The organism is Polycladospora coralii (assembly GCF_014773435.2).
In the GTDB taxonomy this organism is placed as follows: Bacteria; Bacillota; Bacilli; order Thermoactinomycetales; family Thermoactinomycetaceae; genus Polycladospora; species Polycladospora coralii.
The window spans coordinates 270,280-286,371 of sequence record NZ_JACXAG020000002.1; the positions used below are offsets into that span (position 1 = coordinate 270,280).

Below are 16,092 nucleotides of genomic sequence, written 5' to 3' on the forward strand. Positions count from 1 at the left end.
TGTAATAATTAAGTGTTTATAAGCTCTACGCAAAGAAGAGGTTCTGATAAATAAGGGAGGATATCAATATGTATGTACAAATAAAAAAGATAAAAGTGACAGAAGGTAATGCAGAATTATTTGTTCAACGCTTTTCAAAAGAAGGCATTATTGAAAAGCAGGATGGTTTTGTAGATCTACAAGTTATGGTGAAAAAAACTAGAAAAGAAGAAGAAGTCATTATTATGGTTCGCTGGGAATCATACGACTTATGGAAAAAGTGGGAGACAAGTGAAGAGCATTTAGCAGGTCATCGAGCGAATCGTGGAAAACCAAAACAAGATTATGTAATTAGCTCTGAGAACGCTTACTATGATCTAAAGGTGAATAAAAAACACAGTAGCAGATAATAGAAAAGCTTTACAATGTGTGATAAAGGGGATGATATCATTGTCTAGCATGATGGGTTTGAAAGATCGGATTGACGAGATTGATAAAGAATTGTTACATCTTGTGTATAAAAGATGGGAACTGGTTCGGGAAGCCGATCAAAACATTAGCCCGAATATGGGATATACTTCCATGGATAGTTGGACACGATTTGTAAATGATTTTTCCGATACCGATCGGGCAAAAGCAATTAAACACTTTATGACGGAGTGTGGGAATTTCAAGTGGGAGTCAAATAATGGAGTAGAAACACAGCAAAGAACCATGCTATATTCTCGAGAGTATCAACCAGAGAATACAGTAGTTAAGGTAAATGGAATATCAATTGGAGATGGCTCTTTCAGTTTTATTATGGGACCATGTGCAGTAGAGAGTGAAGAGCAAGTCTATCAAGTTGCAGACAAACTAAAAAAAAAAGGTGTACGATTTTTAAGAGGTGGAGCGTATAAGCCACGGACATCTCCTTATGATTTTCAGGGCCTTGGTCTAGAAGGCTTAAAAATACTGGCTAAAGTAGCGCGAAGGAAAGGTATGTCTGTGGTTACTGAAATCATGTGTGAAGAGCAACTTTCTGCTGCATTGCCATTCGTAGATGTCATTCAAGTGGGCTCGCGCAATATGCATAACTTCCCTTTTTTAAAAGCGCTTGGCCGGACAGATAAGCCAATTTTACTTAAAAGGGGACTTTCGGCAACAATTGAAGAATTTAAATTGGCTGCAGAATATATCCTGTTAGAGGGAAATGCTAATGTGATTTTATGTGAGCGAGGTATTAGAACCTTTGAAACTGCAACTCGTAATACATTAGACATTTCGGCTGTGCCGATTTTATTACAAGAAACACATTTACCCGTTATTGTAGATGTTACGCATTCGACAGGTCGAAAAGATTTATTAGCTGCAGCAGCCAAAGCTTCAATAGCCATTGGTGCTGTAGGTGTTATGGCTGAAGTACATCCGAACCCATCAGCCGCTTTATCGGATGCCAAACAACAAATGAATTTTAATGAATTGGATCTCTTTATGAAAGATATCCACGACTATATGTATTCAAAGGTGTAAATGGATCATTGCCCTTTGAATAGAAAGTTGAGGAGGAAAGACTTAACCTGTTTTTGAAAACGGCTCTTTGTAAGCTAAGAGCCGTTTTTCTGTACGTCTAGTAACACTTCTCGTCGACTTAAGACTCACGATTTTTGGAAGGGAGAATAATGGGATAGTTTCATCCACTAATAAAAATTCATAATAATAAATCTAATGAAAATATCAATCATTTATAGATCAGTAATGTCAAGATGATTCACGAGTAAACATTTAAAATGTTTATATTATAATGATTTTATAGGAAAAATAAGTTAGGGAAGAGGCCGCCATTTAGAGACACTAGCCACAGAAATCGACTCTTTATTCAGAGAAGAGCTTGACTTGTGCAAATACCCGTTATCTAAACAAGATAGGGGGATAACGCACTATCAATGTTTATGGTTATCAAGAGTTGAAACGAATTGTATAAGCTAACAACGTAAGTGTTCTGTATAATGGATGAAATTAGTCGCTTATAAAAAAGGGAATTTCATCACATGTAGTGGAATCTCCTACAGATTCCACGGTGTTTGATCTGTGATCGAAGTAAATTCATGGGTATTATTTGTGTTTTTGTTCAATAAACCGTAAGGCTCTACTTAATATGGTAGGAACAACAGATAGGTGATTTTCTTCTCCAGCATTATAAAACCCTACTTTAAAGTAAGGGTGTGTAATGGAGGTTAACTGATCGTATAAAACCTTTGCGTCATGAATCATATGATCTCTCTCTAAGGCACCAACGGATAAAAAAAGGCCAATCTTAGAATTGAGAGATGGCAGGAAAGCCGAGAAACTACTATTTCTTTTTAGGATGTTTCTATCATTCCACCATATGGAAGGGCTGCTTGCAAGATAGGTTTGAAAACAGTTAGGTCTGGAATAAAGAATCTCTAAAGCCAATAATCCACCAAGAGAATGACCAAAAATAGATTGCTGGTTTTGGTCCACAGGGTATTTCTGGCTAATAAACGTTTTTAACTCGTTTTCAATAAAAGATAAAAAGTACTCTGCACCACCCGTTTCCGGCCAATCCATGCCTTTAGGATGAGGAGGTAAGTTTTCCTTTGTTAGGAAAGTAAAATCATAAAATCGACGCTTATGTTCAAAATCTTGATCATTCGGATATCCAATACCTACCACAATGGAAGGTGGAATTTTTGTTCTATCGGGTCTTGTTGATTGGAGTCTGACTTGTTCTTTCACAGTGTAAAAAAATGCGTTACCGTCTAACACGTAGATAACGGGAAAACCTGCTATGGGAGGTTCAACTTTAGGAACTGAAACTAAAATATGATAGGGTAGATTTTTATGTTTGGATTGTACATGCCAATAGGTTATAGGGTTAGAGAGTGGTTCCGTTTCTTGAAAAACATGGTTCATGTGGTATCATTCCTCCTTGTTCTAAACAGGCAGAGTACTTTCGTATCCATAGCAAACGGGTGAACCATTATGTGGATCAGTCATTACTCGAGCACGAATCTGAAAAACCTGTTCTAAAATCTCTGTTGTAATCAGTTGAGCGGGGGTTCCCTTTGCAACAATGCTCCCTTTTTTCATAGCGACAATCTCATGCGAAAATCGAGCAGCATGGTTAATATCATGTAAAACCATAACAATTGTACAATGAAAGTCAGCATTTAAGCGTTCTATAATTTGTAGTACTTCTAATTGATGAGCGAGGTCCAAAAATGTTGTTGGTTCATCCAATAAAATAATCTCTGTTTTCTGTGCTAGTGCCATAGCCAGCCATACTTTTTGTCTCTGTCCGCCTGATAAATTATGGAGTTGTCGATCTCGAAAAGAGAGCGTGTGGGTGATTTCCATCGACCATTCAATAATATCCTTATCTTCCGAGGTCAGCTTATTTATATTCTTTAGATGAGGATATCTTCCATAGGATATGAGCTCTTCTACATTTAGCTCAGAAGGTGCTATTGGATTTTGAGGAAGAAGAGCTAGGTGCTTTGCAATTTTTTTTGTTGGAATTGTTGTGAGTTCTTGGTCCTGTAAATAAATTTTTCCACTTTTGGGTTTTAAGATACGGCCTATAGTTTTAAGAAGTGTTGATTTTCCACATCCATTTGGACCAATAATGCTAGTTACGACTCCTTTTTTGATATCTAAGTCTAAGTCTTGAAAAACTAAATTTTGCTCATAACGGGTTGTTGCTTTTTGTACACTTAGGATACTCATACTAAATCCCTCCTATTTTTTAACTTTGATTAACAAATATAGAAAATATGGGACTCCAACAATTGAAATTACAATTCCTACTGGTAATTCAATGGGGCTGAAAATTGATTTTGCAATATAATCACTTGTAATAACAAGTAGCGCTCCAATGATACCACTAATAGGTAAAGCATAGCGATGCTTTATTCCGACAAGTTGTTTTGCAATATGTGGAGACATTAGACCAATGAACCCAATGCTGCCAGATACAGAGACACATGCGCTAACCAACCCTACACTACTTAGTAATAAGATGGATTGCTCTTTTTCCACTGAAACACCAAGGTTTTTTAAACTGGTTTCTTCTAATTGAAATAAGTCGAGTAAATATGCTTTTCGAAAAATAATAGGAATGAGAAGGAATAACCAAGGGAAGATGGATAAAATATAGTGCCAATTTGCATTGTAAACACTACCGGAAATCCACACTGTAGCCATTTCAAAGTCAGTAGCTTTCATCTTCAGTGATAAAAACACGGTGAATGCACCAAATCCTGAACTAATTGCAATTCCTGAGAGTAATAAGCGTTGTGGCTCGATTCGTCCTGCTTTCCACGAAAAAAAATAAATCAATGTGGTTGCGACGATTCCACCAATGAGACCAAAGAGAGGTTGGATCATAATAGCTTGCCAACCAGTATCACTAATCTGATATTGAAAGAAAAACATAAAAACGACGATGGCAGCCCCTGCTCCAGCGTTAATTCCTAATATGCCAGGATCAGCTAAACCGTTTCGTGTAATCCCTTGAACGACCGCTCCAGCTATTCCAAGTGCAAATCCGACTAATCCTGCAAGTAGAATTCTGGGTAGTCTAAAGTCAAAGATGACCGCATCATGCTCTGGACTAGAATTGAGACGCAGAAGCGTATTAAATACTTCGCGAATTGTAAGATCGAATGTGCCACTTGTGAGGCTGATATAAATCATGATGAAAATGAACAAAATGGTTATGAAAAGTATACGTACATAGCGAAAGCGTTCCGGGTTAATCATGGCTCTTTCCTCCTTTGATGCGAATTAAATAAAGGAAGAAAGGGATACCAATCATGGATGTTACTACTCCTATAGGTGTTTCAAATGGGTAGTTCACAAACCGGCTGAGCACATCGCATAATGCTAAAAATACTCCACCTATTATACCCGTACATGGAATGATCCACTTATAATCGACTCCTACTAGATAACGTGTAATATGTGGAATAATCAGCCCAACAAACCCTATCTTTCCTACTAGTGCAACAGCAGTCCCTGTTAACAAAATGACAGCTAGCATCGCCATACCTTTGACAAGGGTGGTGCGTTGCCCTAATGTTGTTGAAATGTCTTCTCCTAACGAAAGAATGGTAATTGATTTACTAATAATCAATGCAATAAGGATTCCGATAAGGCCAAACCATAAGCCAAACTCGATTGAGGCGATATCCATCTGATGTAATCGTGCATGATACCAAAAGCTTATATTTTGAGAGATTTGAAAATAAGAAGCGATAGCTGCCGAGATGCCGCTTAAAAATGAACCAATCACTGTGCCAATTATGGCTAATCGAACGGGAGATAAACCATGATGTAAAAAAAATCCAAAACCAAATACGATACTTGCTCCTAATGCAGAGCCGAGCATTGAAAATATAATTAATTCAAGTGGAGTTGGAGAAGGAATAAACACCATACAGAGTGTGATGACAAATGCTGAACCGTCTGTCACTCCCATAATAGAAGGGGATGCAAGATAATTCCTTGTCATACCTTGCATAATGGCGCCTGATATTGCGAGCAATGCTCCTACAAGTAAGGCTCCTAAAACACGAGGTAGCCTAGATGTTATAATAATTGCATGATCAACGTTTTCTTGGTCATAATGAAAAAAAGCATTCCATACGGTGTAAAAATCAATAGATTTAGCACCGTATAGAATCGAGAGTATTACGGTTGTAATAATTAATATAGGTGATGTTATGATAATTGTTTTTATAGTGTTTTTTTTATTTATCATAATAGGAATGTACCTAACTTTATTTTGTTGACATAGCTTTTACAGCTGCGTCAATAAACTTGCTTTTGCTCCAAGCTGTACCACCTTGAGCCATCGGATCCACACTATTTATATAAACTTGGTTATCTTTGACGGCTTGGATATTTTTCCATATCGGATTGTTTTGCAATTCTTCAAGTGCTTTTGGGCTTTTTGAGTTTTCGTGTTCAGCAAATTGTAGAAATAAGTAATCTGGGTTCAATTCTGCAAATTTTTCTAATGAAATCATATCTTGAGCTTTTACAGCTTTTATTTCTTTTGGAATCTTAATCCCTAGATCATTATAGAGAACAGGGTTTAAATAGACATCGGAATGATAAAGGTAGATATTACCGCGTCGGATACGTGCAACGACAACCTTTTTATCACCAATAGACTCTTGGATTGACTGTTGTATTTCTGCTGCTTTGTCTTTATATTCTTTAATCACTTGATCAGCTTGATCTGTTTTACCTGTAAGTTGACCCATCAATTTAAGGTTGTCTTCCCAATTGATTGAAACGTGAGATACTGGAATCATAGGCCCAATTTTTTCTAACTTTTGTTTTACATCAGGCTGGAATTTTGTTGTTCCTAAAATAACATCAGGTTTTAACGATAAGATTTCTTCATAATTGGGTTGCATTTTTTCTCCAATTGATTTGGCACCTTGCAAATCACTAGCTAAGTATTCGGGGAGCTTACCTCCAATTGTAGTCGCTCCTATTGGTTTTACTCCAAGAATGGCCGCATCTTCCATAGCTTCTAAGCTTGCAGTTACAATTTTGTCAGATGGTTTAGGTAAGGTGTATTCTTTTTCTAAATATGTAACTGTCTGTGTTTCAGATTTCTGAGCTTCATTTTTGTCAGTGCTTTCTGTGATTGTCTCTGCATTATTGCTACAAGCCACTAGTAGTAAAGAAAATACCACGATGAGGCTCGATAAATAATAGAATTTGCTAAATTTCTTCATAAGTTCTCCTCCAGAACAATCTAGTATTTAATCAGGTCTTCATCTATTCCTTTGTCCAAGCTAAAATGGAATAAAGTGTAATGCAAATAACTCCTCAATGCACATACGCTTTGATTAATGTGTAGTAAAATGGATAGCCCATATTTGCACTCATCCATATTAACACCGCACAATAAACAATAGTGATAATCATTATCAATGATACATATAAAAATGCCTATAGTCAATATAAGCTTAAAAATTAACCTTAATAGAGATGAATAGATAAATAAATAAATATTAAATAACTTGAGGTGAGAAAATCGCTTTGTAAAAATTGGATTATCGTAGCTCAAGTAAGGTTGTGCCTATGTTTGAAGCGCTCACACGGTAGATATTCTCTGGCTGTCACTACCGTAGGAGCAACGCTTCCATCTACCATGCTTCACTTTGATCCTAAGGTTTTTTAGGTCATCCAACTTTAATTGGATATTTTTGTTAGCATATTTGCTCATGTGCTGTAAAATATAATATTTTGATTCATGTATGATGAATTTGCGAAAACGGACAACCGTACAATGGACGATGTAAGAGTAAAAACTGGGTACAAATGAAACTCTTAAAATTAGATGAGTGATTCAGAAATGAGCGTGTTTGATTACGTTTATAGGGTGGGTTTTATAACAGAAATACTTAAAAACTAAATTTTACATTAAATTGGTTATTATTAATCTTAAAATATGCCCTATTGATAAAGAAAAGCAATACATTTATTAAAGGTTAAGGGCTATGGTATGGCTGAATCTGTACAATCATGAGATGTTTTTTATAAAAAATTTTGCGAAGATCTTTTTATCACTGGATATGTACAAGACATAATAATAGTTGGTAAATAAAAGGATATAACAATCAAGTAGGAAATACTCCCCTAATTTTATATTATTATAAATATTTAAAAATATGAATAGATTATATATGCATCTACAATATGTAAATAGTATTTAAGGCTTGATTATGTGTATTTTTAGATAATCACATTTTGATTAAGTTAACGATTTTTTAACTTCTGTTTGCTTAAGGGCTACGATATAAATGGTGGAATTTCCAATTAGATACGTTTTGTCAAAGTCCAAAAGGTTGATGAGGACACTTTGACCACCTCTGTACAATATGTATGCAGGAAGTAGGTCGGGCTATTATATCATTTACGATGGTGAGGTGTTTTTTTATGGATTGAGTATGCATGTACTTATGCAAAAGCCGAGTTGATGATGAAGCAGAGGCCCATTGTGAAGAGACACAATGACCAAGCATAAAAAGGAATTCCTTCTAATTGCTAAAAACCAAAAGCTAAACACTTTATATAGTCTATCACGCAATTGTTTCAGGTTAAAGCCTGCTCAGTCGTCCAGAAATGATACAGCTATTACATGAAGATAAAAGTAAGAAGTGTGAAGCTTTGCTTGTTAAGGAACGGATTAATTGGGGCATGGGGATATGTGTGAGCAAGGGATTATACAAGGAATTTTCCAGAGTTCACGCTAATTGTTTATCCTAAAATTCAGGTATCCATAACACACACGTTAACTTATACACCATTGTCGCAATCATCTCTAAATGTGCAAACTCTTCCGTTCCGATATCGGTTAGTAAACCTTTTACTTTATCAGGTAAGGTATATCGTTGATTCAGGTAACGTAAAGCTGCTGCTAGTTCACCATCGGCACCACCATATTGCTCTATTAAATATTTAGCCAGCGTAGGATTGCACTGGCTTACACGTACAGGATACTGTAATTTCTTCTCATAAACCCACATAGAAATACTACCCTCCTTAGATTTCCCATGGCCAGGGGCCTGTATTCCAACCATTTGGATATTGATTGAAACTATGTCCATAATTCATAAGTGGACCGTAACAGGACTCATAGTTGTGGGCAATCTCAGTTCTTTTTTGTGCATACCAATTGTATTGCTTTAACGCATCTGGATCGTTTGGATGTGTATCAAGATAAAGATTAAGTTCTAGGAGTACGAAATCAACTTCTTGCAATTGTTTCAGCATGCGTAATTGTTGTTCTGTCTGTTGTTTGTCCATTAGTCTCCTCCTTTACCACTTGCTTGATCATAAGGACTGTAAAAAATAGGCCACAAAGTGCCATAACGTAATGCTTGCTTTGGAGAATATTGAGGTAAGTGAGGAGGTTGGAAGCCGACATATTGGTTAGGAGCTACAATATACGATCGTCTGTAAATTGGAGGACAAGGGTCATATGGACTTGCATAGGGATACCAATAACGAATCTGATCTAAATAAGGATTGGGTGGTTTTGCACCAGGTTGAGGTGATTGGGTCACTTTCATCACTCCTTGTAGTTTCAAATTAATTCCTATGATAAGAAAATGACTTTAAGTTATGTTTATGTGTAGCCTTACTGTTCATTCCACCCTTAATATCCATATTTTCCTATGCATGGTTTTCTCCGAAAATCACATTCTATAGGTAGAAACAAACGAGGAGGTGAACAACATGCAAACACAACAACCGCAACAAAATCGTCAAAGTAGCTCTAACCAACTAGTTGTGGCAGGAGCTGCACAAGCACTTGATCAAATGAAGTATGAGATTGCTCAAGAATTTGGTGTACAGCTTGGACCTGATACTACAGCTCGTGCAAACGGGTCTGTCGGTGGAGAAATTACAAAACGTCTTGTGTCTATGGCGGAACAATCGTTATCTGGTGGGCAATACTAACAATTGAATAATTGGATTTAGGGGAGTGGTGATGACCATTCCCCTTCTCTCTTTCAAGGGATTGACAAGGAGAGCTATTGAATCATTTCTGTTCCTTAGCTTATACTTAAAGCATCTTGTACAAGTTGAAGGAGCAAATAGATATGAAAGTTTTCCCGCATGCCTGTAAGATTAATATCCATCGATCGGTTCGAGAGATGACAGCTGATAAGTTGCAAGCTTTACTTAATCGACTGCTGAGTGAGCAACAAATGACATTATTTGGCTCGCTTGATATTGACAAAGAAGAGTTGAGAATTTATGGATATATGCAAACTGCTGATATAAATGAAGAGACGGATCAAGCGTTATTCGAATTTATTACACTTGAAGATCAAACAAGAATGGATATAAAAGAGAGCTTTGATCAATTAAGGATTAGTCATGAAGCACATTTTGATATTATCGATGAAAAATATGGGGCACTTTCTTATGGTGTGCATTACCTTACATTTGAAAACAAGCAAGATGAAGGTGAAACGACTTACTTCTTGGCCGAAACGGATGGCGTTTCTGAGCCCCTTGCTTGTGTTGCGGAGTTTTGGCCCAAAGTAATGGAATTAGGAAGAGATACGGATTTTGGGACAGGTTGCACTTCATCTATAGATTTCCGAGAACAATTAAAAAATATGTAAGGGGCTTAGTCCATCTCCTAAGATCAGTAGTGTGGATCAACCAAAATACATGTCGATTTATATGATGAAATCATACAGATTAAGACGCCTTTCATAAGATCAACTTTCACAAAGAGGCTGTAGCATTTCCGCTACAGCCTCTTTTGGTTTTCGATGGGTAAACAACGTGTGCATCTCCCTATCGGTTACATACAACTATTGGTAAGTCGACTATGACAAAGGAGAGAGATTAGTGGAACAAAAACCTTCACTACAACCGTTTGTAGATATGATTAATTCTTTGACTGGTCAAGAAACGATGACCCCTCAAAAAATGAATCAATTTTTACAGGGGGCAAAACGTCGATATGATAAGGCGGGAATGGATGGGTTTATAAACTATTTGCAGAAAATGATTCAAGCGCCTGTTTCAGATGATTATATAAAAAATATTACCAATCAAATGAAAACACCGGAGGGGTTAAAAGATTTGGTGAAGAATATGGATGTCCCCCTCGATATTCCTGTGAAACATAATAATAAAAAGGTCAACCTTCGGAATAGAAAAAAAGGAAATTAAATTTTTGATCTCCTATTCTTCATTACATCCGATACAAGCTGGCGTAATCCTGGTGTAGAGACCATATTAAAAAAAGGATCTAGGTTTTGTGTGCTTTTACTGGTACTGCTACCTGAAACAGGTTTGGTTTTTGCTCCGTCTTGGGCTTTTGCTTGTGTCTGGTTTAACTTGGCTAGAGAAGTAATTAGTTGTTTAAGTACATCTCGATTTTTAGAGGCGACAGATAGTGTCTGAAGTGCTTGCATAAATTCATCGGCTTGACCAGCTCGTTTTGAAAATAGGTTTGTGATGCTCTGTAGCTCTTTTAAAGATAATCCTTCAGAAGAGCCAGAAGTAGCGTTTGTCTCCTTCTTGTTTTGTTGATTCACTTTGTCACTCAGCTCCTATCCAGTTCAAGTTAGTTAACTATATTCACACAGAAAAGAAAGAGTGAAAGTGGGAGTGAAGCGTATGATTAATCCACATTGGTTACTCCCCACAATGAGAGTAAATCAAAACCATACAAGGGTGAAAATGAGGAAAATATTTAACATAAAAAGTGGGGTTCACTTAGACCGCTATTTACAAGAAATGAGAAGATCAGGTGTGCACCCAATTCGTTATCTCTCTCATTTGGGTATGATGATCGGGGAGTATGTTTCACCGACATCTTCATATGGGATTGAAAGACATCCTGATATTGAGCACATGGAGGCAGATATACGAATTACCATTAATGAACCTTATATAGGTGATGTAACAATGATTCAACAGCAGACATTGCCGTGGGGGATTGAACAGATACAAGCTCCTAAGGCATGGTCTTATTCCAGAGGTAACGGGGTACGAGTTGCGGTGATTGACACTGGTATAGCAAGTGAACATCCGGCAGTTCGCGATAATTATCGAGGCGGAATTAATATATTGTCTCCTTATTATGCTCCAAAAGATTATAATGGTCATGGTACGCATGTAGCGGGCATCATAGCGGGGCGTGATGCAGATTTAGGATTAACAGGGGTTTCACCACGAACACATATCTATGCTGTAAAAGCCTTTAATCGGAAAGGAAGTGCCAACCTATCTGACTTATTAAGCGCTATCAATTGGTGTATTGATAACAATATGCAAGTGATTAATATGAGCTTTGGCATGGAAAAGCTGAGTGAATCATTACGACAAGCGATCCAAATCGCGTATCAGAAAAAAATCATCATGATTGCTGCAACAGGAAATCGCGGATTCACTTCAAAGATCGACTTTCCAGCTCGTTATAACGAAACAATTGGCGTATCTTCAATTTCAAAAGAAGGCAAACTTTCGACGTTTAGTAATATGGGTCAAGGATTTGATATCGCAGCTCCAGGTGATAAAATACCGTCTGCATGGTTAAATAATACCAAGAGAGATATGAGTGGAACTTCGATGGCCGTTCCGCATGTAAGTGGAACTGTAGCACTACTCCTTTATTTAAACCGTAATCTATCCCCAGAAAACATGCGCCATTTATTGAAGAAATCTTCTAAATCATTACAAAAGAAAAATCGAATTCCTACGCTTAATGCTTATCAGGCTGTTCAACTATATGATAAATCATATCGATGACCAATTAGAGCTGCTTCGACAACGAAGCAGTTTTTTACATAGGTTCATCTTTAAATATATGGTAGACTAAGAGAGTTCAAATTTAGCTAAACATGTATATGCCATATGAGGTGGATAAATGAAACGCTTAAGCCTTTATTTTTTTAATGGATTGTTGGTTATCCTTCCGATTGCATTAACCATCTATTTATTGCACTATTTCTTTAATCTCATCAATGGATGGGGTGTATACTGGTTAGGTAGCTTTCCAGATCAATGGAAATTTCCTGGAATCGGCATGATTATCATCATTTTATTTGTGTTGTTCGTCGGATTTTTAACCAGAATCTGGGTTACAAAGAAGCTGATCGATTGGTTAGAGGGGTTGATTGGACGGGTTCCTTTAGTTAAAAGTTTGTTTCAACCCTTGAAAGATACCATTACATCACTTTTTGGGGAGAAAAAATCGTTTGATACAGTGGTCTTAGTACCTCTTGCAGATTCAAAACGTCTCGGGTTTTTAACTGTGAAAACACCTATTTTTAATACACATGACGGAAAAGAGTATGTAGGTGTTTATTTTCCACAAAGTATGCAGTTCGCAGGAGATTTACACTGGTATTTGCGCGAACAGGTAGAAGTTATAGATATCACAGTAGATGAGGCTTTACGAATTTTGATATCAGCAGGAGTAGCTAAAAAATAAATCATTCCATCTGCTTGGGGCAGATGGAATGATTGGGAAACCGTGATCTAGTACTGATTAGGCTGATTTTGCGTAGCATTTTGGTTACGGTTTTTAGCCGCTTGAGATTGCTGGTTTTGTTGGCGCACTTGTTGTGCGTTTGTTTCAGAAGCATACTCTTCTTGATAGCTGTTGTAACCACCAGCACTTTGAGCAGCTTGTTGATTTTGTTGACGCACCTTTTGTGCGTCTGTTTTTGAAGCTTGTGGTTGTTGTTGATTGTAGTTTGCCATGTGTATCACCTCCCCGTCAAATATCATGCCCCCTTCTGCATTTAATATTCTTTTTTTTATGAGAGGAAAATAGAGATGAAAATGAACGATAAATTCATAATGTACGGGCTAAAGCTATTGCCGAAGAAAAGATTATCCCGCTTTATCGGTAGTATGGCTAGAAAGTCCTTTAGTCGTCACTTTATTCGTTTATACATGCGCCTTTTCTCAATTGACCTATCGGATGTGAAAAAACCCATTCATGAATTTGAGCATTTATTAGACTTTTTTATCAGGGAACTAAAGCCAGGCAGTAGGCCGATCGCATCGGATCAGAATGCAATTGTGAGCCCAGTTGATGGAGTGATCTCCCAATTTGGTACGATTCGTAATGGGGAACTCATTCAGGCAAAAGGGATTAACTATACATTAGAAGAACTACTAGACGGAAATCGAGCATACATTGACCAGTTCAATGGTGGGCAATTTATAACCATATATTTAAGTCCAAAAGATTATCATCGCATTCACGCCCCTGTTTCTGGACAAGTAAAGCAGATTTCTTACTTTCCGGGCGCACTATATCCTGTAAATGAAGCGGGGGTACGCTTAATTCCAGGATTATTTGCGAAAAATGAACGCTTGGTTACATTTATTGAAAGAGAGAGTGGTCCTGTTGCATTAATTAAAGTAGGGGCAACGAATGTGGGGAGTATTCGTTTATCTTTCGATGATGAGATCATTACCAATCCCGCACGGGAAAAGCAGAAGCTAGATAAATTATATCAACCCCCCATTCCATTTGCTAAAGGTGATGAGGTAGGCTGGTTTGAATTTGGATCAACCATTATTTTGTTATTTAGACCAAATCAAATGAAGTGGATGAACGCTATTGAAGAAGGCAAATCAGTTCGAATGGGTGAGTGTATTGCTCAATCGGATATCTCGAATTCATAAGAAGTAGATGAATGGGTAACCCTAAGACTGGTGATTTGAAGATGAAAATCTTAGGGAATATTGATCGCTTGGATAAAGAAGCATGGTTATTACTACTTGAAAATGGCCTATTTCACATTGCAAGTGCACTTTCAGACACTTTTGTAAACGTATATTTGTGGAAAATTAAACACGACTGGATACTGATTAGTTGGTTTAACTTTACCCATTACTTAGTTGGGGCACTTACTTTTATTTTAGCTGGATGGTTAACCAAAAAGGTAGATCGTGTTATCGCTGTGCGCCTTGGGGTGCTCATGTTATCGATTTTTTATGTAAGTGTACTATTTCTTGGAAAACAGTCCGTTCACTATGTTATTTTGCTTGGGGTAATAAAAGGACTGGGGTCTGGCTTTTTTTGGATGGCCTATAATGTTCTTTATTTCGAGATTACTGAAAGACACAATCGTGATATTTATAATGGAATAAATGGGCTTATCTATTCAACTGCGGGAATTATTGCACCCTTTATATCGGGGCTCATTATTACGAAGATTAATCATTTCACAGGCTATCGCATCATATTCTCCATCTCTCTATCTGTTTTTATAGCGGCCGTGTTTGTTAGTTTTTTATACAAACGACGACACGCAAATCGATCCTATCAATTGAAAAAGGTGATTGATCTTTTAAAAGATAAGAAAAACCATTGGTATTGGGTTAGTTTAGCGATGGTTGCACAAGGATTACGTGAAGGTAGCTTTATCTTTTTAATCGGGCTTTTGGTCTATGTAACCACAAAAAGTGAGCTTACTTTAGGGACTTATTTAACGATTGCATCACTAGTTTCTTTGCTGTCTTTTTATGTTGTAGGTAAATATTTAAAACCAAAAAGGCGGAATGCATTTATTTTTTTAGGTACCCTGATGATGGCATTTGCTTCAGTGCCTTTAGCTTTTCATGTAAATCAATGGACTGTATTTATTTTTGGAGTTGGCTCAGCGCTTTTTTATCCTTTTTATATGTCTCCCCTTACCTCTACCGTGTTTGATGTGATCGGTGAGAATCAAGACACGGCTAATTTAAGAATTGAATATGTGGTGGTACGAGAGTTGGCACTCACACTTGGAAGACTGGTAAGCATACTCCTATTTATCTGGTGGGTGAATGAGTCTTCAAGCTTGTTACACATCAGATGGTATGCTTTTGTGATCGGGTTTGTCCAATTATTTGCATGGTTAGCCATAAGAAAAGTACCATTGCTTGCAGAGTCTTTTTCGAGACCCAATCGTTAAAAACCGCTTTTAATCTTTTCACGGATTAGAAACGGTTTTTGCTTTTTTATATATGAAGTCACGTAAATCGATATACAGAGAAGTGGATGTAATAGGGATTGAAATCGAAATATGGTAAGATGAGGGTATATAGAATACATATGAGGAGGTTAGGCATGTTATATTTTGCTTATGGATCTTGTATGGATGAAAAGAGCTTTGCTGAAACTGTTGGAATGAATCATTTTACAACATTAGGCAGGGCTGTTCTATCAGATTACACACTCGTATTTAATTGGTGTAGTCAAAAAAGTGGAACTGGGGTAGCAGACATCATACCGAAACCCGATGAATGGATGGAAGGGGTATTATATCAGTTAGATGATCTTGCCTTACCACCATTAGATCGACGCGAGGGTGTCCATGAAGGGATTTATTACAGAAAGCGTATACAGGTAAAGTACAATCATCAAGATCTTAAAGTAATGACCTATTCAGTAGTCAATAAATCAGATCAAGAGATCAAACCAAGCGTCTCTTATTTACAAAAAATTTATAATGGTACAAAAAAGCACTTGAGTCCAAATTACTTACAAAAATTAGTGGAAAAATGGGAAAAACAATTTGGCATTTCTAGCTTTAGAGGATAAGATAATAAGAA

Annotated in this window: 19 protein-coding genes and 1 pseudogene; 10 read left to right on the forward strand and 10 right to left on the reverse strand. The window is 37.0% G+C overall.

The genetic code is table 11. The features are described from left to right. Positions 1 to 68: 68 nt before the first annotated feature. Complete coding sequence (locus IC619_RS05480; RefSeq protein WP_191139091.1) at positions 69 to 389, forward strand: antibiotic biosynthesis monooxygenase family protein; 321 nt, start codon at positions 69 to 71, stop codon at positions 387 to 389. Positions 390 to 420: 31 nt separating this feature from the next. Continuing rightward, a complete protein-coding gene (locus IC619_RS05485) occupies positions 421 to 1,491 on the forward strand; it encodes a bifunctional 3-deoxy-7-phosphoheptulonate synthase/chorismate mutase (RefSeq protein ID WP_191139090.1) in 1,071 nt (356 codons plus the stop codon). Positions 1,492 to 2,073: 582 nt separating this feature from the next. On the opposite strand, the gene IC619_RS05490 is transcribed toward IC619_RS05485, so the two are convergent. From IC619_RS05490 to IC619_RS05525, 8 genes and pseudogenes are all read right to left on the reverse strand, one after another. Continuing rightward, positions 2,074 to 2,895: an alpha/beta hydrolase gene (locus tag IC619_RS05490; protein WP_191139089.1), complete on the reverse strand. Its 822-nt coding sequence runs from the start codon at positions 2,893 to 2,895 to the stop codon at positions 2,074 to 2,076. Positions 2,896 to 2,916: 21 nt separating this feature from the next. Beyond that, positions 2,917 to 3,708, reverse strand: a complete 792-nt coding sequence (locus IC619_RS05495) for an ABC transporter ATP-binding protein (RefSeq protein ID WP_191139088.1) — start codon at positions 3,706 to 3,708, stop codon at positions 2,917 to 2,919. A 12-nt stretch (positions 3,709 to 3,720) separates the two neighbouring features. Further along, on the reverse strand, positions 3,721 to 4,677 hold the full coding sequence (locus tag IC619_RS05500; RefSeq protein ID WP_249669764.1) for a FecCD family ABC transporter permease: 957 nt from the start codon (positions 4,675 to 4,677) through the stop codon (positions 3,721 to 3,723). A 58-nt stretch (positions 4,678 to 4,735) separates the two neighbouring features. Continuing rightward, positions 4,736 to 5,740, reverse strand: coding sequence for a FecCD family ABC transporter permease (locus IC619_RS05505; RefSeq protein WP_430624104.1), 1,005 nt, complete (start codon positions 5,738 to 5,740; stop codon positions 4,736 to 4,738). 22 nt (positions 5,741 to 5,762) lie between these two features. Beyond that, positions 5,763 to 6,734, reverse strand: a complete 972-nt coding sequence (locus tag IC619_RS05510) for an iron-hydroxamate ABC transporter substrate-binding protein (protein WP_191139085.1) — start codon at positions 6,732 to 6,734, stop codon at positions 5,763 to 5,765. Positions 6,735 to 8,294: 1,560 nt separating this feature from the next. Next, positions 8,295 to 8,531 (reverse strand): annotated as a pseudogene (cotJC, locus tag IC619_RS05515) (spore coat protein CotJC); the annotation flags it as partial. 16 nt (positions 8,532 to 8,547) lie between these two features. Beyond that, positions 8,548 to 8,811, reverse strand: coding sequence for a spore coat protein CotJB (locus IC619_RS05520; protein WP_191139084.1), 264 nt, complete (start codon positions 8,809 to 8,811; stop codon positions 8,548 to 8,550). Further along, on the reverse strand, positions 8,811 to 9,071 hold the full coding sequence (locus IC619_RS05525; RefSeq protein ID WP_347239762.1) for a spore coat associated protein CotJA: 261 nt from the start codon (positions 9,069 to 9,071) through the stop codon (positions 8,811 to 8,813). Before IC619_RS05525 ends, IC619_RS05520 begins: the two co-directional genes overlap by 1 nt. Positions 9,072 to 9,243: 172 nt before the next feature. Between IC619_RS05525 and IC619_RS05530 the strand changes: the two genes are divergently transcribed. The 3 genes from IC619_RS05530 to IC619_RS05540 all read left to right on the forward strand — a co-directional run bounded on the left by IC619_RS05530 (position 9,244) and on the right by IC619_RS05540 (position 10,701). Continuing rightward, positions 9,244 to 9,468 (forward strand): alpha/beta-type small acid-soluble spore protein, encoded by a 225-nt coding sequence (locus IC619_RS05530; protein ID WP_191139082.1) that lies wholly within the window; start codon positions 9,244 to 9,246, stop codon positions 9,466 to 9,468. A gap of 143 nt (positions 9,469 to 9,611) precedes the next feature. After that, complete coding sequence (locus tag IC619_RS05535; RefSeq protein ID WP_191139081.1) at positions 9,612 to 10,142, forward strand: hypothetical protein; 531 nt, start codon at positions 9,612 to 9,614, stop codon at positions 10,140 to 10,142. 232 nt (positions 10,143 to 10,374) lie between these two features. Next, positions 10,375 to 10,701 (forward strand): hypothetical protein, encoded by a 327-nt coding sequence (locus IC619_RS05540; RefSeq protein ID WP_191139080.1) that lies wholly within the window; start codon positions 10,375 to 10,377, stop codon positions 10,699 to 10,701. Here IC619_RS05540 and IC619_RS05545 read toward each other — a convergent pair. Continuing rightward, on the reverse strand, positions 10,698 to 11,069 hold the full coding sequence (locus tag IC619_RS05545) for a hypothetical protein (protein WP_191139079.1): 372 nt from the start codon (positions 11,067 to 11,069) through the stop codon (positions 10,698 to 10,700). The two genes, IC619_RS05540 and IC619_RS05545, sit on opposite strands and share 4 nt — an antisense overlap. An 82-nt stretch (positions 11,070 to 11,151) precedes the next feature. On the opposite strand from IC619_RS05545, the gene IC619_RS05550 reads away from it, so the two are divergent. After that, entirely contained in the window at positions 11,152 to 12,285 is a 1,134-nt protein-coding gene (locus tag IC619_RS05550) for a S8 family peptidase (protein ID WP_191139078.1), read from the forward strand. Positions 12,286 to 12,403: 118 nt separating this feature from the next. Then, positions 12,404 to 12,970: a DUF502 domain-containing protein gene (locus IC619_RS05555; protein WP_191139077.1), complete on the forward strand. Its 567-nt coding sequence runs from the start codon at positions 12,404 to 12,406 to the stop codon at positions 12,968 to 12,970. 47 nt (positions 12,971 to 13,017) lie between these two features. On the opposite strand, the gene IC619_RS05560 is transcribed toward IC619_RS05555, so the two are convergent. Next, positions 13,018 to 13,242, reverse strand: coding sequence for a gamma-type small acid-soluble spore protein (locus IC619_RS05560; RefSeq protein WP_191139076.1), 225 nt, complete (start codon positions 13,240 to 13,242; stop codon positions 13,018 to 13,020). A 75-nt stretch (positions 13,243 to 13,317) separates the two neighbouring features. Here IC619_RS05560 and asd point away from each other — a divergent pair, with 75 nt between their 5' ends. The 3 genes from asd to IC619_RS05575 all read left to right on the forward strand — a co-directional run bounded on the left by asd (position 13,318) and on the right by IC619_RS05575 (position 16,081). Continuing rightward, positions 13,318 to 14,178 carry an archaetidylserine decarboxylase gene (asd, locus tag IC619_RS05565; RefSeq protein ID WP_249669722.1) on the forward strand — a complete coding sequence of 287 codons (861 nt, stop codon included), beginning with the start codon at positions 13,318 to 13,320 and terminating at the stop codon, positions 14,176 to 14,178. A gap of 41 nt (positions 14,179 to 14,219) precedes the next feature. Then, entirely contained in the window at positions 14,220 to 15,452 is a 1,233-nt protein-coding gene (locus IC619_RS05570; protein WP_191139075.1) for an MFS transporter, read from the forward strand. Positions 15,453 to 15,607: 155 nt separating this feature from the next. Next, positions 15,608 to 16,081 carry a gamma-glutamylcyclotransferase family protein gene (locus IC619_RS05575; protein ID WP_191139074.1) on the forward strand — a complete coding sequence of 158 codons (474 nt, stop codon included), beginning with the start codon at positions 15,608 to 15,610 and terminating at the stop codon, positions 16,079 to 16,081. Positions 16,082 to 16,092: the final 11 nt, after the last annotated feature.